This window comes from Kitasatospora sp. NPDC127116, assembly GCF_042677365.1.
In the GTDB taxonomy this organism is placed as follows: domain Bacteria; phylum Actinomycetota; class Actinomycetes; order Streptomycetales; family Streptomycetaceae; genus Kitasatospora; species Kitasatospora lactacystinica.
Genome location: NZ_JBHXTL010000003.1, coordinates 126,034 through 144,206 on the forward strand (window position 1 = coordinate 126,034; position 18,173 = coordinate 144,206).

The 18,173-nt window shown below is 70.1% G+C and carries 20 protein-coding genes; 14 read left to right on the forward strand and 6 right to left on the reverse strand.

The annotated features are described in order from the left end of the window. The first annotated feature begins 23 nt into the window (after positions 1 to 23). On the forward strand, positions 24 to 737 hold the full coding sequence (locus tag ACFVHV_RS02315) for an HAD family hydrolase (RefSeq protein ID WP_380348230.1): 714 nt from the start codon (positions 24 to 26) through the stop codon (positions 735 to 737). A 90-nt stretch (positions 738 to 827) separates the two neighbouring features. On the opposite strand, the gene ACFVHV_RS02320 is transcribed toward ACFVHV_RS02315, so the two are convergent. From ACFVHV_RS02320 to ACFVHV_RS02330, 3 genes are read right to left on the reverse strand one after another with little or no spacing between them, the layout of a single operon-like run. Beyond that, the gene (locus ACFVHV_RS02320) at positions 828 to 1,748 is read right to left on the reverse strand and encodes an FAD-dependent oxidoreductase (RefSeq protein ID WP_380348231.1); all 921 of its coding nucleotides are present in this window, start codon (positions 1,746 to 1,748) and stop codon (positions 828 to 830) included. Further along, positions 1,726 to 2,316 carry a cysteine hydrolase family protein gene (locus tag ACFVHV_RS02325; protein ID WP_380348233.1) on the reverse strand — a complete coding sequence of 197 codons (591 nt, stop codon included), beginning with the start codon at positions 2,314 to 2,316 and terminating at the stop codon, positions 1,726 to 1,728. The genes ACFVHV_RS02320 and ACFVHV_RS02325 overlap by 23 nt, the downstream gene beginning before the upstream one ends. 23 nt (positions 2,317 to 2,339) lie before the next feature. Beyond that, the gene (locus tag ACFVHV_RS02330; RefSeq protein ID WP_380348235.1) at positions 2,340 to 3,464 is read right to left on the reverse strand and encodes a hypothetical protein; all 1,125 of its coding nucleotides are present in this window, start codon (positions 3,462 to 3,464) and stop codon (positions 2,340 to 2,342) included. A 177-nt stretch (positions 3,465 to 3,641) separates the two neighbouring features. Here ACFVHV_RS02330 and ACFVHV_RS02335 point away from each other — a divergent pair, with 177 nt between their 5' ends. The 13 genes from ACFVHV_RS02335 (at position 3,642) to ACFVHV_RS02395 (ending at position 14,995) form a co-directional block, all read left to right on the forward strand. Next, positions 3,642 to 4,094, forward strand: coding sequence for an NUDIX domain-containing protein (locus ACFVHV_RS02335; protein ID WP_380348237.1), 453 nt, complete (start codon positions 3,642 to 3,644; stop codon positions 4,092 to 4,094). Then, positions 4,091 to 4,762 (forward strand): hypothetical protein, encoded by a 672-nt coding sequence (locus tag ACFVHV_RS02340; protein ID WP_380348238.1) that lies wholly within the window; start codon positions 4,091 to 4,093, stop codon positions 4,760 to 4,762. The genes ACFVHV_RS02335 and ACFVHV_RS02340 overlap by 4 nt, the downstream gene beginning before the upstream one ends. Next, entirely contained in the window at positions 4,759 to 6,555 is a 1,797-nt protein-coding gene (locus ACFVHV_RS02345) for a DUF4254 domain-containing protein (protein ID WP_380348239.1), read from the forward strand. Before ACFVHV_RS02340 ends, ACFVHV_RS02345 begins: the two co-directional genes overlap by 4 nt. Before the next feature lie 67 nt (positions 6,556 to 6,622). Further along, complete coding sequence (locus ACFVHV_RS02350; protein WP_380348241.1) at positions 6,623 to 7,198, forward strand: phosphoribosyltransferase; 576 nt, start codon at positions 6,623 to 6,625, stop codon at positions 7,196 to 7,198. Further along, the gene (locus ACFVHV_RS02355) at positions 7,198 to 8,358 is read left to right on the forward strand and encodes a glycosyltransferase family 9 protein (protein ID WP_380348243.1); all 1,161 of its coding nucleotides are present in this window, start codon (positions 7,198 to 7,200) and stop codon (positions 8,356 to 8,358) included. The genes ACFVHV_RS02350 and ACFVHV_RS02355 overlap by 1 nt, the downstream gene beginning before the upstream one ends. Beyond that, positions 8,355 to 9,485 carry a hypothetical protein gene (locus tag ACFVHV_RS02360; protein WP_380348244.1) on the forward strand — a complete coding sequence of 377 codons (1,131 nt, stop codon included), beginning with the start codon at positions 8,355 to 8,357 and terminating at the stop codon, positions 9,483 to 9,485. Before ACFVHV_RS02355 ends, ACFVHV_RS02360 begins: the two co-directional genes overlap by 4 nt. Continuing rightward, positions 9,470 to 10,231, forward strand: coding sequence for an SDR family NAD(P)-dependent oxidoreductase (locus ACFVHV_RS02365; protein WP_380348246.1), 762 nt, complete (start codon positions 9,470 to 9,472; stop codon positions 10,229 to 10,231). Before ACFVHV_RS02360 ends, ACFVHV_RS02365 begins: the two co-directional genes overlap by 16 nt. Beyond that, positions 10,224 to 10,793, forward strand: a complete 570-nt coding sequence (locus tag ACFVHV_RS02370; protein ID WP_380348247.1) for a histidine phosphatase family protein — start codon at positions 10,224 to 10,226, stop codon at positions 10,791 to 10,793. The genes ACFVHV_RS02365 and ACFVHV_RS02370 overlap by 8 nt, the downstream gene beginning before the upstream one ends. A gap of 120 nt (positions 10,794 to 10,913) precedes the next feature. Further along, positions 10,914 to 11,657, forward strand: coding sequence for an SAM-dependent methyltransferase (locus tag ACFVHV_RS02375; RefSeq protein WP_380348249.1), 744 nt, complete (start codon positions 10,914 to 10,916; stop codon positions 11,655 to 11,657). A 120-nt stretch (positions 11,658 to 11,777) separates the two neighbouring features. Continuing rightward, entirely contained in the window at positions 11,778 to 12,092 is a 315-nt protein-coding gene (locus ACFVHV_RS02380) for a hypothetical protein (protein ID WP_380348251.1), read from the forward strand. Further along, complete coding sequence (locus ACFVHV_RS02385) at positions 12,089 to 13,036, forward strand: aminoglycoside phosphotransferase family protein (RefSeq protein WP_380348253.1); 948 nt, start codon at positions 12,089 to 12,091, stop codon at positions 13,034 to 13,036. Before ACFVHV_RS02380 ends, ACFVHV_RS02385 begins: the two co-directional genes overlap by 4 nt. Positions 13,037 to 13,280: 244 nt before the next feature. After that, a complete protein-coding gene (locus ACFVHV_RS02390) occupies positions 13,281 to 13,646 on the forward strand; it encodes an HIT family protein (RefSeq protein ID WP_380348255.1) in 366 nt (121 codons plus the stop codon). A gap of 485 nt (positions 13,647 to 14,131) precedes the next feature. Beyond that, positions 14,132 to 14,995: a hypothetical protein gene (locus tag ACFVHV_RS02395; protein WP_380348257.1), complete on the forward strand. Its 864-nt coding sequence runs from the start codon at positions 14,132 to 14,134 to the stop codon at positions 14,993 to 14,995. Positions 14,996 to 15,155: 160 nt separating this feature from the next. Here ACFVHV_RS02395 and ACFVHV_RS02400 read toward each other — a convergent pair whose 3' ends face one another. From ACFVHV_RS02400 to ACFVHV_RS02410, 3 genes are read right to left on the reverse strand one after another with little or no spacing between them, the layout of a single operon-like run. Continuing rightward, positions 15,156 to 16,340: a cytochrome P450 gene (locus ACFVHV_RS02400; protein ID WP_380348259.1), complete on the reverse strand. Its 1,185-nt coding sequence runs from the start codon at positions 16,338 to 16,340 to the stop codon at positions 15,156 to 15,158. Positions 16,341 to 16,352: 12 nt separating this feature from the next. Next, positions 16,353 to 17,594, reverse strand: coding sequence for an MAB_1171c family putative transporter (locus tag ACFVHV_RS02405; protein WP_380348261.1), 1,242 nt, complete (start codon positions 17,592 to 17,594; stop codon positions 16,353 to 16,355). 15 nt (positions 17,595 to 17,609) lie between these two features. Then, positions 17,610 to 18,107 carry an ImmA/IrrE family metallo-endopeptidase gene (locus ACFVHV_RS02410; RefSeq protein WP_380348262.1) on the reverse strand — a complete coding sequence of 166 codons (498 nt, stop codon included), beginning with the start codon at positions 18,105 to 18,107 and terminating at the stop codon, positions 17,610 to 17,612. Positions 18,108 to 18,173 lie beyond the last annotated feature (66 nt).

An 18,173-nucleotide genomic window follows, 5' to 3' on the forward strand; every position in this document is an offset into this window, starting at 1 on the left:
GGATCGAGCAAGGAGTAACCAAGATGAGTTCATCCACTCTGGTCCTGTGGGATGTCGACCGTACCCTGCTGTGCGTCGAGCAGACGGAGCGGTCGGTCTACCAGGACGCGTTCGGCGAGGTTGTTGGTCGGCCGGCGGCGCGGATGCCTGAGCCTGGCACGGGCCGGACGACGCCCGTCGCCGTCCTGGAGATGATGCTCGCCAACGACATTCCCCAGGGGGATGCCGAGCAACTGGCCCAGCAGATGATGGACCTGATGCCGGTCATGCTCGCAGCGCGCGCTGATGAACTGTGTGAACACGGTCAGGTGATGCCCGGCGCCAGGGCCGCGCTCGAGGCTATGCACGCCACGGACGACACGTTCTCGACCCTGGTCACCGGCAATCTCCTATCGAGTGCCCGGATCAAGCTCCAAGCCGTGGGCCTGGCCGACTTGGTGGACCTGGGAATCGGCGGCTATGCCTCCGACGATCCCCACCGGCCGGCCCTTGTGGCGGTTGCGCAGCAGCGGGCAGCAGCCAAGCACGGTGGCGCTTTCCATCGCGGTAACACTGTGATCATCGGAGACTCGCTGGAGGACGTGCGGACCGGGATCGAAGGGGGCGCCTTCGTCATCGCGGTGGCCTCGGGCGCTTCGTCGGGTGCTGCGCTTCTCCAAGCTGGGGCGGACCGCGTCCTGCCCGATCTCAAAGACGCTGCTCTCCTCGTCCAGGCCGTGGCGGAGCTGGTCGGTTGACGCGACATAGGCGAGATCGTGCCGTCGTTCGGTGTTGGCGCCTGCGGCCATCGTGGCCGCCGGCGGCCACGGGCGATGGGTCCTGTGGAGCTATCCGCCCGCTATCTGCCGTTGGCCGAGTCGGGTGGTGTAGTAGGCATGCAGGGCCGCTTCGCTGCCGGAGCCAGTAGCGATCATGATCCGCTGTCCGCGGGAGGACCTGAGATCGCCGACGGTGAGGACGCGCTGGTGCTGGCGATCGGGTGGGCAGTACCCCGATGCGTCGCTGGTGAGGACTCCCTTCAGCACGGCAGGCATTGAGCCGGTGTTCCGGAAGACGGCGTCGGCCTGCCAGTGGCCGGGCTGTTCGCCATCGGTGGTGCCCGTTGCGGTGACCGTGCCGTCCGGTTGCGCTTCGAGGCTTACCTGGCTGACGCGGACGAGTTCGACGCGGGTGTCGTGGTCGGCTTCCTCGGCCTTGTAGTCGTCTGAGGCGGGGTGGAGGACCAGCAGGCGGGTTGGCAGGTCGGGGTGGGCGCGCAGGAGGGTGCCGAGGGGGCGGTCGGCGCCGAGGACCAGCACTGTCCGGTTCGCCAGGGCTGACGGGTCGGCTTCCCAGAGCGGGGGAGCGGCGAGATGGGCGGATGAGTGGCTGATCCAGGGGGCCTCGGTGAGGTGTGCCGGTCGTACGCCGGTGGCGACGACGGCGAAGGGCGCGGTGAGGGGTCGTCCTGAGCTGAGGCGGAGGGTGACCTCGTCTCCGTCTGCGTCGAGGTGCTCGGCGTGCTCGCCCAGCAGGACCTCGCACAGGCCGCCGCGGTGGACGTCCGCGGTGATGGCGTCGGCCAGCGCGGGGCCGGTGGTGAAGCCGAGCACATTGTCGAGCGCGGGGATGCGCCGGAGCGTGTGGCACAGCGTGTGCGGTTCGACGAGGACCGAGCGCATGCCGACGCTGGCGGCCATGACGGCTGCCGCGCAGCCGGCCGGGCCGCCGCCGACGATGATCAAGTCACTGGGGGAGGGGGTGACCACTGCGCTCCATCTCCTGCTCGGTGGTGGGTGTGGCGAGGCGGGCGAGTGCCTGGTCGCTTGTGACCAGTTGGTCGGAGCCGATGAAGCGACGGGCGATGCGCAGGCCCGCGTCGTGGATCTCCGGGCCTGCGTCGCTGGCGCAGGCGTCGGTCACGATCCAGGGTGTGAAGCCGCGCTCGAACGCGTCGGCGGCGGACTTGAGGACGCAGCTCTCTGTTGCCACTCCGCAGAACACGAGGTCGCTCCAGCGTTCCTCGGCGGCGAGGGAGACGGCCTGGGAGGTGAACCAGCTGTATGCGGGTTTGTCGATCACCGCTACGGCCTGCTCCACATGGGGCAGCAGGTCGGGTGCGATGTCGGTCTCCGGGGAGCTCTGCAGGCGGGTCCAGTGGATGAGCCGTTCGAACGGGCTGCCGGGGTAGTTGAGGTAGCGGGTGAAGACGACGGGTCGGCCGGCCGCGCTCCAGCGGTCGATGAGATCGGCGACCTTGGCCACGAGGTGCTGGGTGTGGTGGTTGAGGAAGCCGTTCTGCATGTCGACGACGATCAACGCCGCGTTGGAGTCCATCGGTGTCCTTCCCGTCCTGATCGTCAGCCGACTGTGTCCCGCAGGGCGTCCCGGGCCGCGCGCATGCGGTCGGCCAGGCCGCTGGTGTTCACGACGGCTTCGCGCATCAGGACGTGCTGGGCGGTCTCCTGGGCACGGGCCGTCGTGAGGCGAGAGTACGCCGCCCGCAGGAAGCGCCAGCCGTAGCCCTCCGAGGTGGCGGGGTCCTGGCCGTCTTCGACGAGTTGCTGGATCTGGCGGCAGAAGGCCCACAGTGCCTGCACGTTGAGCTCGCAGGTGACCAGCTCGTCCAGGGTCAGACTCCGCTCGGCGTCCTGGGCGGTGTAGGCGACGCCCGACCAGCCGGCGTATCCGGTCGATACACCGCGAATGCCGAACGAGACCAGGTCTGGATGCTCGAAGCCGTGGTCGAGGAGCGTGTCCTCCACCGAGGTGTCGAGTGGCTGCGGGATGGCGCTGGTGCGGTTGACGAGGACTGATGGGGTCGACAGGAGCCGGGTGGCGGTTTCGAGTTGGTCGTCCCGCCATGGACTGCTGACCAGCCAGTACATCGACAGCACGTACTCCGGATTCGGGGCCTGGGCCACAGGGACGTCGAGGGCGTCGGCGAGGGCACCTCTGGCCCAGGGAAGGTCGGCGGCGTAGGTGCGGTAGCGCCACAGGGCCAGGTCGGTGAGGGAGGAGGGCTCCCGGCTCTGGACGAGGTGGAACACCGCCACGCCGCAGGCGAACACGTGCAGAGTGCAGGCGCCGTCGGGGCGTTGGATCTCCGCGGAGGAGCGCTCCAGCCACGCACCGGGCGTCTCGGTCATCGAACCGCGAAGGTGTCGCGCGCGGTCCTCGCCGATGTAGACCGGGATGAACTTGTGGGAGTCGACGACGATCGGGGCCAACGCAGAGCGCGGGGAAGACCGTTGCCCGAGGGCTTCGGCGAAGCGGGCGCGGACCTCGTCCGAACAGCGCTCCAGCGCGGTGTCCAGGATGGCCTGGGACTCCTGGCGGGGGATCAGGGCCGACCCGCCGGCCACCCACTTCGACACCGCCCGGTCACTGACCCCGAGGTAGTCCGCGAAGTCGCGCAGGGTCATGCGCATGGCCTCACGCAGCAGCGCGGCCTCCCTGCCGCTCCACCGCTGCACACTGATCATCTGTCACCCCCGAAGTCACTGTCAGTTCCGGTGTCGGATGGTCAGCGTAGCCGTCTTGGTTCGGCAGCGGTACGGCGGCGGTGCAGCGATCGTTCAACCTCACGCAGTACGTCAGCCGTCATGCTGATCTCTCGACGGAGTTCGCCGTCCGGTCGCAACCGTGAGGAGTCCACAGACATGCCCCAGATCGTGAAGCGCAACGCCCGGGCGATCCTGCTCGACGGGGAGGAGCTGGTGCTGATCCTGCGGACCAAGCCCGGCCGCGAACCGTACTGGGTGACGGTCGGCGGGGGCGTCGAGCCCAGCGACGTCAGCGTGGAGGCGGCGCTGCACCGGGAAGTGTTCGAGGAGCTAGGCGGGGCGGTGCACACGCCGCAGCTCGTTCACCTGATCACCGACGAGCTGGAGGGTGGTCTGGGTGTCCAGCACATCTTCGCGGCCCGGCTGAAGGAGATGGACATCCAGGCGCGCACCGGCACCGAGTTCGCCAAGCCCGAGCGCGGCGGCTACGAGGTCGTCCGGGTGCCGTTCACGGCGGAGGCCGTGCGCGGGATCCAGCTGATGCCGCCGCAGCTGGCGGACTTCATCGCCGGCAACATCGAGGCGATCCGGGCGGTGAGCGAGTGGTGAGCCCCAGGACGGTGCCGTGGTTCCTGAGCCTGAACGGGCCGGACAACGTCGGCAAGACCACCCACCTGGCCCGGATCGCCGACCACCGTCCTGGCCTGCAGCTCCTCGGTTCGATCCACCAGCACGACCCCGAGCCCTGGAACGCGGCCGCGCAGGGCGACTACGCCACGTGGTGGTTCGAGAAGGTCAGCACCAGGGAGCTGACCGGCATGATGCTGGCCAGCCACGGCCTGCGGGCGGCGGCCCGCCGGCAGGGATCAGTGGGCCTGCTGGATCGCGGGCTGCCGATGCTCCTGGCGGCTGCAGCGGCCACCAGCGCTATCAAGGACAACCTCACCAGCGAGCAGGCGCTGGCCGGCGTCGAAGCCCTCGCTGCCGAGAGCGCTCTGGCCGCCGAGCCGGAGGCGGCGATCCTGCTGCTGCCTGCCCGGGATGGGGCCCGTAGCTACGCGATCACCAGCGTGCGCGAGGGCCGGGTGTGGACTGGGGTGTACATCCGCTACCAGTACATCCTGCACGAGGTCCTGAGTCTGCAGGCCGCCCAGGGCACTTACGCGGCGGTGATCGACTGCGAGGGCCGCGGAGTCGACGAGGTCCACGTCCGTGTGCTCACCCACGCTGCGCGCATTCTTCCCTCGCTGTTTCTCAGGACAGGAGCCGACTCGTGATCCCGCCCCTCGTTCTCCCGCCCTCTCTGGCCGAAGCCGTGCAGGCGCTTCCGGACAAGGACCGCGACCGCCTGACGAAGGCGCTGGAGAGCCTGCACACCGTCAACAGCCGTCTGTGGGAGGCGGAGGACCGCGTCCGTGCGGCCGGGGTCGACCCGGCCGCGGTGGCCGATGCGAAACGGGCCATCGACCAGCTGAACGCCGAGCGCAACCAGCTCGCCGAACGCGCCGACGAGGTCCTCACGACTCTGGCCACCGCCGGTTCGGGCGAGGTGCCCGTGCACACCGAGACGATCGCCGGCAGCCTGGACCGACTGAGCGTCCTGACGCTGCGGGTCCTCTACACCGAGCGGGCCGCCGAACGCGACGACCTCATGGCCCGCCGGGTGCCGATGCTGCACCATCAGCGGGACGAGCTCGCTGCGGCCATCGACGTGCTCACCGTAGAGGTGACGTCCGGTCGGCGAAGGCTCCCGGGCGCCGCCCGCCACAAGCTCTACGGACGCGACCAGGGGGTCCCGATCTCCGTCCGGCCGGCGCGGGGAATCGACCGGGTGGTGGCCTTCGGCGGCCTGAGCGAGTGCGGCAAGAGCACCAGCGCCCAGTACCTCGTCGACTTCCACGGCGCCCAGCGCCTGAAGATCGGATACCTCCTGCAGCAGGGCGCCCTGCGCCACGGTCTGAGCGACCCCTACCAGCTGTCTGCCCTCCGGCAGGCCGAGCTGTTGCTGGAGGAGCTGAACCGCTTCGCCGACGGGCATCGCGACGTGCGCCTGTTCACCATCGAGTCCGTCCACGACGACGCCTCCATCACCGAGTTGAAGAAGCTCATGGGCGAGGTGCTGCAGATCGTCTACCTGGACGCGGAGTTCGACGTGCGAGCCGCCCGATCCGGAACCTCCCCCCAGGCAGTCGCCGCCAAGGACGAGGTCAAGCTCTCCCGCGGCGCGCACCGCGTCCTGGAGGTGGCCGACTTCGTCCTCGACAACACCGGCAGCATCCTCGACCTGCGCGCCTGGCTGACCCGCATCGCCCAAAGGCCGGCCATCGAACCCGACCAGTCGCCGACCGCGATACCCCAGTCGCCCGAACTCCCTGCGATCGTGGCCGATGCCACCGCCGCGCTCGCCGACGCACTGCGCGCCGCCGGCCCCGCAGTGCAGCTCGCGGCGCTGACCGGAAGCCCCGTCCAGAGCACCTGGATCCCCGGCTGGTCCGACGTGGACCTGCTGGTCGTCGCCGACCACGACGCCGCCCCCATCGTCCACCGTGCGCTGGCCGACTACCGCCGCCGCCTGGGCGACGCGGCCTCGGTAGGCCTCACCCTGGTCACCGCCGACGAGCTGCTCGCCCATCGCCTCGTGCCCCGGCTGGCCTTCGCCCTCTACAACATCCAAAGCGGCCAGCCCGTTCTGCACCGCGCCGCCGGCCTGCACTTGCCCGCCATCACCCTCGACGACCTGGCGCGGGCCGCCGTGCGAGAACTCCCCCAGGTCGTCATCACCCTGCGGCGCCTGCGCGCCGAGGCCACGCCGGGCAGCGTGCGCCAGCTCTACAAGCACATCGTCCTCGCCGCCCGCCTCATCCTGCGCGAGCACGGCCACTGGACCAGCGGCCCCGACGAGATCCTCGCCGCAGCCTCCCACCTGCCCGGTCTGGACCTGCTCGACCTGCCCACGCTGCACCACGTCGCCGACGCCTGGCGCGACGGCGCCCCCGACAACGCGCTCACCGTGGTCACCGCCGCCGCCGACCGCCTCCTGGCCTGGTACGCCCTGCAGCTCGCTGCCTAGCGCCACCGCTGCAGGCCACTCCCGGAGCAGCTCGTTTCACCTCACCCGCCACCACCGGAGTACTGCCATGCCCGAAACCCTCGAATCCGCCACCGCAGTGCCGTTCACCGCCCGGGTCGTGGAACGCCTGAGTGTCCCCGAGACCAGCCGCCGCGAGCGCGTCATCCACTCGCTCGACGGCCTGGAGCAGCCCGTCCACACCGCCGACCTGATCAGCGTCGGCCAGAACCTGTGGAAGACGGCCAACGCCGAGATGGCGCTCGGCCCCGTCGACTACCTGCTCGGCCTGGACGCCGGCGGCATCATCCCCACCCTCGCCGTGGCTCAGGCCGCCGGCCTGCCCTACAAGATCGCGTGGAAGCTGCACCTGCCGCTGGAAGGCATGGTCCAGTTCAGCGAGCCGCACGCCCGCCGCACCGACGTGTACGCCTACGGGATCACCCGTGGGAGCCGGGTCCTGCTCGTCGACGACGAGATCACCACCGGGCAGACCCTGGCCAACCTCGCCCAGCGCCTGCGCTACGCGGGCGCCATCCCACTCGGCGCGATCTGCCTGGTCGAGGACCAGCGCCACACAGGCCGCCAGAACCTCGCCGATCTCGGCCTGCCGCTGACCAGCCTCCACACCATCCAGGGCGACTGATGACCACTCAGGCAGCAGAACCCGACATCTGGTGCCACGACGGGCAGACCCGCTACCTGGCCGGCGACCTGCACACCACACCGCTGGGCTACGACCGGCACGACCTGGATGTCGGTCAGCAGCTCCCCCTCCCATCTTCCGTCGACCTGGTCGCCCGCCTGGCCGACTGCACCCAGATCGAGATCGCCCTGCACGGCAAGCTCGGCGACAGCCTGCTCGCCCTCGCCGCGGTCCGCGCCACGGCTGAATGGCTCGCCCTTCGCCGCGGCACGCCGGTCCGCGTCACCGTCACCGGCCCGCACACCGCGCTCTTCGCCCGGACCAGCCTCCCACGGCTCGACGTCCTAGGCCCGAGCGACCACCGGCAGGTGATGATCGCCGATCGCGAAGGCGCCACCACCCGCGGCCCCGGCACCTACCTGATCTGCGACCCCGCCGCACCACCCTGCTGGTCCACCGACGGACAGGCCCATCCCGACCTGCCTGCACGCCACTACCTCGCACTCGAGCGCCGCCTGGGCGTGCGCCTTCCGGCCACCGGCCCCTTCACCCCGCTGCTGTACGCGCGGAGCAACGCCAAGGTCCACCAACTCCACACCGCGCACTGGCTCGACGGACTCACCATCGCCGCCATCACCGCCACCAGCTGGCCCCAGCTCAAGGACTACGGCGCCGACCGGTTCACCGAAGCCGCCGAACGCATCGCCCGCCACACCCACGCCCCCGTCCGGCTCCTGCTCATCGGCGCCAAGACCGACGCCGACACGCAGACCACCGCCAGGGCCGAACCGCCCCGCGGCAACCTGCAGATCCTGCACCTGGACGGCATGCCAGCCGAAGACCTGGCCGACCTCCTCCCGCAGACCGACCTCGTCCTCGGAAACGACACCGGCCTGACCCACCTCGCCGCCCTCGCCCGCAACCCCAATGGCGCCGGCCCCCACGTCATCGGCCTCTACGCCCGCCACAGCCACAGCAAGTGGCGCACCGGCCTGCCCCACCACCACGCCATCGCCACCCCCGCCTCCGAACGCATGCACCAGGGCGACCTGTGCCCCGTCCGCGACCACCTCGACCAACCCACAGACACGGACCTGACAGCCATCACCCCAGCCGCAGTCGCCGACCTCGCCACCCGCCTCCTGGCAGGCCGCCGATGACAACCAGCCGGCGGTGGAGCATCGGACCCCTCCGGCGCTTCACCCGCAACCTGCTCCTGCCCGCCACCGTGGCCGGCCGACCGATCATGCTCAAGTACACCCGCGACCCGAGTGAAGCACTCGCCGAGATCCGCGGACACCACGCCCTGGCCGAGCACTACCGCCTGCCCGCCCTCCTCGCCCACCAGCGCGTCCCAGGCGGACGCCTGCTCCTCTACGAGCGCCTGCCCATCGGCACCGACAGCGGCCTGCTGCTCGATCTGCTCAACATTCCAGGTCAGCCCACCGGCGAACTGCGCGCCTACATGACGACACTGACCGAGGCCTACCGAAAGGCCATCGCCGCCACCGCCCGCCTGCTCCACCCCCGCGAGGTAGTCCGCAAGCTCTACTGGGACCGCGCACAGCCCGGCGGACGCCTCGACGACTACTACCTCGACCGCGACTTCCCATTCAACGCACCACTGCCCGTCAGCGAACTCACCAACCACACCCTGATCGTCAACAACCGCGAACTGCACCTCGACTGGCACCACACCCTCACCTGGATCCGCGACCAGTTCGCCACCGACGAGCCCGTCTGGGCGGCACTCACCCAAGGCGACCCCACCGACGTCAACCTCGCCAACCCCCTCGCCTGGCTCGACTACGACACCGCCGGCATGAACAGCCTCCTGGGCGAATTCGCCAACTTCCTCTGGTACACCACCGCCCTCGGCGGCTGGCTCGTCCCCACCTACAACCCCACCGCGTTAACCGACCACCCCGCCGCACTCGCCCAACTCCCCGCCAACCGACCCAAACTCCACTGGGCCGCCATCGACCCGCGCACCCGCACCATCCGCATCGACTACACCACCACCCCCTCACCGGCCCGCCAGGCCGCCGCCACCTGGTACTGGCAACGCCTCGTCGAACCCACCGCCGCCGACCTCTGGCCCGACCAAGACCTCGGTCACCTGCTGCGCCCCTACCTCGTGATGCGCATCCTCGCCGTCTACAACCTCGCCGACCTCGGAGCGCGCGACCGAATGGTCGTGCTCGCCCGCCTCGCCGAAGCCATGGCCCCCGACTTCAACCCGATCGACTTCTTCCACCTCGAGGACACCCTGTGCGCGACACCCTGACCGGCCGCACCGCCCTGATCACCGGAGCAACCGGCGGCCTCGGCCAGGCCATCACCCGCCGCCTCGCCGCTGACGGAGCCACCCTGGTCCTCGCCCACTTCGACGACCACCAGGCCGCCGACGAGCTCGCCGCCCACCTCGGCCGGCAGGGCACCACCGCCGTGCCGATCCACGCCGACCTGCGCGAGCCCGACCAGGTCGAACACCTCACCCGCACCGCCACCGACCGAATCGGCACCATCGACATCCTCGTCAGCAACGCCGGCGCCTACCCGCGCACGCCATGGCCCGACCTCACCCTCGACCACTGGCGCGACAACCTCGACACCAACCTCACCAGCCACTACCTCCTGGCCCAAGCCCTCACCCCGGCCATGACCGCCCAAGGCTGGGGCCGGATCCTGACCACCGGATCCGTCCTGGCCACCGCCGGCCGCCACGACCTCGCCCCCTACATCAGCGCCAAGGCCGGTCTCGAAGGACTCACCCGCGCCCTCGCCCGCGAACTCGGCCCAAGCGGCATCACCGCCAACTGCATCGCCCCCGGCTCCATCCGCGTACCGGCCGAAGACGACGTCGTCCCAGACCCCGAAGCCATGACGGCCCGCCAACTCGCCCGCCAGTGCATCCAACGTCGCGGACACCCCGACGACATCGCCGCCGCCGTCGCCTTCCTCGCCCGCGACGAAGCCGGCTTCATCACCGGCCAGACCCTGCGCGTCGACGGAGGCTGGATCCTTGGCTGACATCTGGCTCATGCGCCACGCCGCCTACCAAGGCCACCAACCCGGCCACCACGCCCACCCCGACGCCCCACTCACCGACGAAGGCCGCGAGCAAGCCCGCCACGCCGCCCGCAACCTCCCCACCGGTATCACCAGCATCGTCACCAGCACCATGCCTCGCGCCCGACAGACCGCCGCGATCCTCGCCCACCACACCGGCCTGCCGATCGTCGCCGCTATCCCGATCTTCGCCGAATGGAGAGCACCCAGCATCGTCCACGGCCGCGGGCCCGACACCTACCCCAGCGCGTACACCACCTGGCGCGCACAACGTCACGAGAACCCCGAACTGCGCTGCGGCGACGGCGAAAGCCTCGCCGACCTGCACGCCCGCGCCACGGACTGCCTGACGCTGCTGACCGCCACCGCCCGCCGAGGCAGCCTCCTCCTCATCTCCCACGCGCTCCTTCTCGGTGTTCTCACCCGGCTCAGCGACGGTCCGGCGGTAGCCTTCGAGGAAGCAGCGCAAGACCCCTGGCAGTTCACCGAGACACGCGAACTAACGCTGGTTGCTGGGAGCTGAAACCCCGATCAGCCCGCCGCTCGACGGACAGCGAGATGAGTCAGGCCAGCACCACGCCCCCCGTCCGTGCGATGCCCACGCAGTTCGCACGGCCGGCGCCCTATCCGTCCCGGAGGACAGATGAACGCCGAACCATCGGCTGCGGACGCCTTGGCCGCCAGCAAGGAACGCAGCTGGCGGGAGGCGGCAGCCATCGACGCCGCCTTCAACGCCGGCGAGCTTGACCAGGAGGGCTGGCATGAAGCCGTGCGCATGCTGATTGAACCCGCCTACCTGGCCGCCGACAATCCCCGCGCCCAGTCGGGGCACAGCGGAGACCCTGCTCACTGGGAGCGCGCCCGAAGGCTCCTGACCCGGGCGTTGCCGGCGTCCGGCGGCGACTTCCTCGACGTGGGCTGCGCCAACGGCCACCTCATGGAGACACTCACCGCCTGGGCGGCCGAGGACGGCATCCGCCTCGAGCCGTTCGGCGTGGACATCTCCAACGCCTTGGCCGCACTCGCCCGTGAGCGCTGCCCGCAATGGGCGAGCCGGATCTGGCACGCGAACGCGATGGGCTGGCAGCCGCCCCGCACCTTCGCAATCGTCCGCACCGGACTGGACTACGTCCCGCCCCAACTGCGCGGCGCCTACATCGAGCACCTGCTGACCCAGGTGGTGGCACCAGGAGGCCGACTGATCGTCGGCGTCTTCAACGAGGAACGCGACCAGCACCTGCTGGAGCGGGAAGTCACGATGATGGGCCACCGCGTGGGTGGACGAGTAACCGCCCCGCATCGGCACCCCGCCTTGTTGTACAAGGCGTTCTGGCTCGACCTGGCAGCGACGCCTAACATCGCCCCTGCGCCCAAGACAAGCTGCTGAGACTGGGGTAGACGCCGCCCCGATCGTCGGCGTCTGCGGGCTACACCGACGCGGCGACACCCCAGGAAGACGGCCGCGAGATCGGGCCCTGGCTCCACCCCTGGCGCCATCGGCCCAGGCGTGGCCACCCGCGCCTGGGCCGAGTACGAGAACCGCCGCAACGCGGAACCGATCAGCACCGAAATCGTTGCGTACAACGGAGTCGTCGAGAGCGCCTGGTGCGACTGGGGGGCCAAGCTCACCGGCGTCACCAACACCCGGCCCGGCCGGTCCGCGACCTGCCGCACCCGCACGCACTCCCGACCCGAACTCTCCGACGCTCTGCACGAAGCCGGATTCGCGGTCGTCTCCTTCGCCGGGGACTTCGCTGGCGGCCCCGTCCGGCCCGAGAACCGCACCGTCGTCACCGCCATCACCCGGAGCGCGAACCCGTGATCACTCGCCGAGACGCCAGCAGCATTACCGCCGAAGCCGAGACCGAACTCCTCGCCGCCCGCGGACTCACCCCCGCCGACCTGATCGCCGCCGGCACCGAGGCCCGCGTCTACGCCCTCGGCTACGACCAGGTCCTCAAGGTCTACGCCGACCCCGACCAGCGCCAGGCGCTGGAGACCATCGCCGACCTCTACCGGCGTTTCGACCGCACCAGCGTCCCCTACGCCCTGCCCGAGATCCAGGCCATCGAGCAGCACGGCCCCCTGCTGGCCGTCACCGAGACCCGCCTGCCCGGCACCCCGATGGGCGACGCGCTCGACCTCATTGACCCCGCCACCGAACACACCTACCTCGCCGCCGTCCGTGACTTTACGGGCCTGCGCCTGACCACCCTGCTCGACCGGCGCATGCTCCTCGACCCCGACCCGTCCCACGAGGGCGAGGACTGGAACGCCTTCCTGCGCTGCCTCCTGGAGCAGAAGCTCCCGAAGGTGCTGACCGACCTGCGCCTCGACGTCCCAGCCCTCGACAGCATCATCGACCGGCTCACCGCGCGGCTTGCCCGCCCCTACACCGGCCCCGAGGGCGTCATTCACGGCGACCTCTACCCCGACAACATCCTCGTCACCGCCGATGGCAAGGTCAGCGCCGTCATCGACTTCGGCACGTTCACCCTGCTCGGTGACCCGCTCTTCGACCTGGCCGGGGCCTGCGCCTACTACCGGATGTACGACGTGGACCGCCTCGCCGTCCGCAACCGCCTGCTGGCCGCAGCCGCCGCGAGTCTTACTGCTGACCGGCGCGCCCAGCTGGCCGACTACCTGCACCTGATCGCTCTGCTCTCCTGCGACCTCTACCCGAAGCAGGACCTACACATCCGCGAGACCGGCCACTACCAGTGGGCCGCTGACGTCCTCAACTCCCAGACGGGCTGGAGAGGCTGAGGGCATCGCTGGCGAACGCGTCGTAGCAGTATCGGAAGAGGAGTGCGACTGCGCGGTCTGACGGCAGTGCTCGCAGGCTCATAGCGTCGGAATATTCCGATTGTCGTGTCATTCGGAACAGGTGAGTGCACGTCAGATCGCGCGGTACGCTGGGCCGCTGGTTGGTCAACTTCAACGACTGCGGTGACCTCCGGTACTTCCCTGCCCCAGCTGTCGCCGCAGAGCCATAGGGAACGGGTGCACTGTGACGACTCCGACAGCGCCGACAACGGTTTCGGACTTCTACTGCAACGAGGCGCTGAACGGTGTCACGCCGGTGAGGGTAGTGGATGAGACCGACACGGTGCTCGCGTTTGAGCACACGAGGCCGAGCTACCCGGTGCACATCGTGGTCGTCCCGAAGCGGCACATCCCGTCGCTGGTGGACCTCGGCGACGGCACCGAGGAGGTGCTCGCGGACGTTCTCCGGGTGGTCCGGAAGGTCGCTGCGAAGGTGCGGGAGGAGTACGGCGCGGCGTGTGTCGTGACGAACGAGGGCGCGTACCAGGAGTCGAAGCACATGCACTGGCACGTGCTGTTCCGCGGGGGGCTGCCGGAGGGCTTGGCCTGAGGCAGCCCGGGGCGGCTCAGCGCGCGTGACGGCGGCGCGGGCGAGGCCGACCGTCCTGGTGGCGATGTTCCTCGCGATGCGGTGGACGGCGTCGGGGTCGGGCTGGCGTTGGCGTCAGGCGCCGCCCAGTGTGGGCAGCAGCTGCTCGCAGGCGTGCAGGAGGGGTTGCCCGTCTGTTATCTCCTCGTCGGCGACGACGACGTAGGTGGCGCGCTGCACGTACGTCTGCGCGTTGTCGAGCTGGTCGCCGTGGCACCGTCGCAGCCGTGGGCGGGGCCGACGTCGATGCAAAGCGATTCGTCGCGGTGTGATCAAGGTCGCTCGGTGTCGGCTTCACTTGTGGCAGGTTTCGTGGCTATGGTCCGTCGTCCCCCGGCTGGGACAGGCCCGGCCGAGGAACGAGGAGGCCCTTCCTGATCATCCACCGCAGCCCGCACTCGTCGAACTTCGTGATCATTCCGAACTCGTTGGCGCAGAACCGCGCCATGACCTACACCGCCCGGGGACTGCTGGTGGACCTCCTGTCCCGCCCGGACGACTGGCGCGAGACGTGTCGGCAGATGGCGGACTCAAGTCCGCAGGGTCGTAAGGCGCTGGCGGCGGCGCTGGACGAGTTGCGGGCGTGGGGGTACTACCGGGTGGAGGTGGTCCGGCTTCCCAACGGGCGGCTGCGCTCGGAGGCTCACATCTTCGACCGGCCGCAGCCGGGAGGATTGCCGGGTGCCACTGCACCGGACTCCGGTGAGTCGGACACCGCTGATCGTGGCGTCCTTCCAAAGGACCTGGTCAAAGTACCTACCCTCCCCGTCGCGCCGGCTCCGCCGGTCGCCGAGAACGGTCCGGCGGACGCCGAGGGTGGGAGGGAGGAAGCCGCTCCCACACCCACTCCTCGAACCACCGAGCCTGCTGTGCCGGCGGACCCGGCGACCCTCGCGGCGATGAGCGCGCTGCTGCGCGTGGTCAGACCGGAGCGGCGCCTGCCGCTGGGTGCGGCAGAGGCGGCGGCACTGGCACCGCTGGTGCGGGAGTGGATAGAGCGCGGCGGCTCGGAGGAGCAGCTGCAGGAGGCGCTGCTGGCCGGGCTGCCGGAGGTGGTCTACTCGCCGTCCGGGGTGCTGCGATCGCGGCTGGAGCGGAAGATGCCGGCGGAGCGCCCTGCGGTGCCGGTGGCGAGGCGGCGGTTCGCGGAATGCGCGGAGTGCCGTGATCCGCTGGCGGAGCCGGGGCTGTGCGGACGGTGTCAGGGGGCGGAACCCCGTCGTGCGGGTGAGGTGCAGGGTGCCGAGGTGGCGGCGCGAGGGATGGCCAAGGTCCGTGCAGCGCTGGCTGGTTCGGCATCAACGGTATGAGACGCGCTGGCGGCCCGGTCGGCTCTGGGGGCCGGGGTTGCCCGGGTGAGGGATGTTCGGCGGGTGTTGGGGGCGTGTGAGCCGTCGTTGGGCATGACCTGGCGGCTGCTGGCGGCGGCGGTGCTGCCGGGGACGGATCCTCGGCAGCACCGGGCTGTGCCTACAGCAGGACGGGCAGCGACTCCAGACCCCGGATGAGGCGGGAGCGGCGCCACTTCAGCTGCTCAGCGGGGACGGCCAGCCGCAGGCCGGGGAAGCGCTTGAGCAGGACCCGCAGTGCGGTCTCGACCTCGGCGTGGGCGAGCGGTGCGCCGAGGCAGCGGTGGATGCCGTGGCCGAACGAGAGGTGGCTGGCGGCATCCTTGCGCTGGAGGTCGAGCCGGTCCGGATCGGTGAACCTCCCGGGGTCGCGGTTGGCGGCCCCGGGGGACACCAGGACCGGGGTGCCGGCGGCGACTTCCACGTCGCCCAGCCGCACTGTGTGGGCGGTGTGGCGCCACGTGGCGATGCTCACGGGCGCGTCGTAGCGCAGGAGTTCGTCTACAGCGGCGGGGATGCGGTGCGGGTAGGCCAGCAGGCCCTCCAACTCGGCCGGGTGCTGGAGGAGCGCAAGGACGGCGTTGCCGATCGCTGCCGTGGTGGTCTCGTGGCCGGCGATCAGGAGCAGTAGGCCGAGGGAGACCAGTTCCTCCTCGCTGAGGCGGTCGCCGTCGGCGTCGCGGACGGCGATCAGGGCGGAGAGCAACGCCTGGTCCGGTCGGGAGCGCTTGGTGGCGATCAGCTGGGTCATGTAATCGGCGAGGTCGTGGGAGGCCGCGTCGATCCGGGCGCTGTCGCCGGTGGCGAACAGGTCGGTGGACAGGGAGCGGATCCTGCCCCAGTCCTCCGGAGGTACGCCGAGGAGCTGACAGATCACGGCGACGGGGAGGGGGCCGGCGAGGTCCGCGATCAGGTTGACCTCGCTTCCCGGCTCCCAGCGCCGGATCAACTGCTCGGCCAGGTGGCGGATGCAGGGGCGGAGGCTGTCCACGGTGGAGGGGGTGAACGCCCGGACGACCAGCCGGCGAAGGCGGGTGTGCGTGGGCGGGTCGGTGTGCAGCATGGTGTGGGCGACCGTGGGGTGGAGCGAGCGTCCGGACGGGCGGTCAGCGAAGAAAGCCGCGGTGTCCTTGGAGAGGTCGGCGGCGAGTGCCTGGCGCGCCTGTTCGTAGCCGGTGACGGCAACCGCCGGCCCCGTACTTCCGCCCATGGGGATCTGGAGGATCGGGGATCGACCGCGCAGCGCTGCGTAGGTCGGGTAGCGGTCCCGGTAGAACTCCGGGTCCGAGAACGGGGAGGAGGCCATATTGCTGCCTTCCTAGGCCGCGGTGAGCACCGAGACCTGGTGGTCGGCGGCGCGGTGGACGATGTCGTTGGTCGCGTACTGCCGGGAGACCGAGCGTAGCCACAACGCCTCGGCGCGTAGGTCTCCCTCGCGGGTGTCGGCACCGGCCGCCTGCGGGGCAGGATCGTCCTGGGCAGGGGCGCCTGCGCGGGCGGCCCGGATCGCTCCGGCGATCACGGCCGCCTCGACGATTGCGGCGCCGCGATCGGTCCCGGCGTGCCGAGTGGCGGCGACGGCGGCTGCTGCTGCCTGCTGGACCGCGCGTGAGCGGTGCTCGTCCAGGGTGAGGATCCCGTCGCAGACCTCCACGACTCTACGGTGGAGGACGAGGTCGGTCTCGGTCTCACCGCCGACCGTCCGGAAGACGACGCTGGGGCAGACCTGCGTCAGGTCCTGCCAGAGTGGGGTGAGGTCCGAGACGGACTGGCGCTCCCAGCGGCGGCGGAGGAACTGCGTGACCGGCCAGAGAACGGCTGGCAGGGTCAGCCCCGTCGTGATGAGCAGCACGCTGACGGCTGGCGCGGTAACGCTGAACGCGCAACTGACTGGCGTCACCAGGCTCGTGCAGCGGCCCCCGTCCGGAATGGCGTTCCAACCGAACAGTGCCGCAATGGCGTTGACGGTCTTGTAGGTGGTGTAGAGAAGGGCGACGACGCAGCCGGCGGCGGTCGTGCGCAGGCCGAGCCGCTGGGTGGTCCGGGTTGCCTTGCGAGACCTGGCCCAGGTCTGGGTGAGGCAGTCGAGAACGGCGTACGAGAGGAAGGCGATGTACGCCGCCGAGTAGATGTGAAGGGATGTGGGCCCCTCGTCGAGGCCGCCCTGTGTTTCGGCGGTGCTCCACATCAGCTCGGGGGGCGTGGCGGCGAAGGCCACGGCCATAGTGGCGACGGCCACGGCCAGGAGGCGAAGTCGCCAGCGGATCCGACGGCGGGCCTCGGGCACGTCGTAGTTGAGGTAGAGGAGCACGGCCGAGACTGCGGCTCCCGCGGACAGGGTGGCACTGTTGCTGACCAGCCGGGAGAGGTCCAGCGCGACGGCGTCCTCCAAAGCCCGGACCGTCGGTTGGTAGGCGCTGAAGGCAACCGCGAAGCAGGCCAGGAGGGCAGACAGGCTCAGAGTGCCCGCGGGGCGCTGGCCCGGGCGCCGCCGGAATGCCCAGTAGAGCGAGGCCGTGAGAAGAATGAGGGGCATGCCGCCGAAAATGACGTTGATCACGACGTTCCTTGAGGGTCAGGCGAATATCGCATCCCAGCGCTCATCGGCGGCACTGGGGCGAGGGGCGGGCATCACGGTCCCGCGGTACATGCGCTGAAGTATGAGGGTGGCCATCATTTCCGCCTCGATCTCTGCGTCGGTTTCGTACGACGTGCGGGCGGAAACCCCGAGGACGCTCCAGTCCATCAGGCCGGCGAGTTCTTCGTCCGACATTAGGTCGGCGAGGTCGATCTCACCTTTATGCTCCCAAAGGATATGGGAGAGTTCATGGGCGATAATCTGCCGTCGGTGCAGCGCCGAGGCGTTTTTCTCGTAGTAGATGACCTCACGGTTGGCATATCTCTTGCGCAGTCCGCACGAGAACGCGCCCCTCATGTCGACGGGCTCGCAGTCGATTGTCCGTCCGGCCAATGAGGCCACGGCGTCTATCAGGTCGTTCTCGCTGAACCGGTGTGGCAGATCCAGGCGCCCGAGTCGATCTTCGCAGGCGTTCCGGAGTGAACCCGCAGGCATGGCACCTCCCAGATGATCAAGGATTCCCCTGGAGCTTCGGGTGGGCCCTGGGCGTCCCCGCGTGCG

Coding starts and splice junctions, on each gene's coding strand:
- ACFVHV_RS02330 (WP_380348235.1), bottom strand. CDS start 3,464: ATGATCAGTGTGCAGCGGTGGAGCGGCAGGGAGGCCGCGCTGCTGCGT.
- ACFVHV_RS02375 (WP_380348249.1), top strand. CDS start 10,914: ATGAACGCCGAACCATCGGCTGCGGACGCCTTGGCCGCCAGCAAGGAA.
- ACFVHV_RS02315 (WP_380348230.1), top strand. CDS start 24: ATGAGTTCATCCACTCTGGTCCTGTGGGATGTCGACCGTACCCTGCTG.
- ACFVHV_RS02410 (WP_380348262.1), bottom strand. CDS start 18,107: ATGCCTGCGGGTTCACTCCGGAACGCCTGCGAAGATCGACTCGGGCGC.
- ACFVHV_RS02350 (WP_380348241.1), top strand. CDS start 6,623: ATGCCCGAAACCCTCGAATCCGCCACCGCAGTGCCGTTCACCGCCCGG.
- ACFVHV_RS02335 (WP_380348237.1), top strand. CDS start 3,642: ATGCCCCAGATCGTGAAGCGCAACGCCCGGGCGATCCTGCTCGACGGG.
- ACFVHV_RS02325 (WP_380348233.1), bottom strand. CDS start 2,316: ATGGACTCCAACGCGGCGTTGATCGTCGTCGACATGCAGAACGGCTTC.
- ACFVHV_RS02355 (WP_380348243.1), top strand. CDS start 7,198: ATGACCACTCAGGCAGCAGAACCCGACATCTGGTGCCACGACGGGCAG.
- ACFVHV_RS02395 (WP_380348257.1), top strand. CDS start 14,132: ATGACCTACACCGCCCGGGGACTGCTGGTGGACCTCCTGTCCCGCCCG.
- ACFVHV_RS02360 (WP_380348244.1), top strand. CDS start 8,355: ATGACAACCAGCCGGCGGTGGAGCATCGGACCCCTCCGGCGCTTCACC.
- ACFVHV_RS02400 (WP_380348259.1), bottom strand. CDS start 16,340: ATGGCCTCCTCCCCGTTCTCGGACCCGGAGTTCTACCGGGACCGCTAC.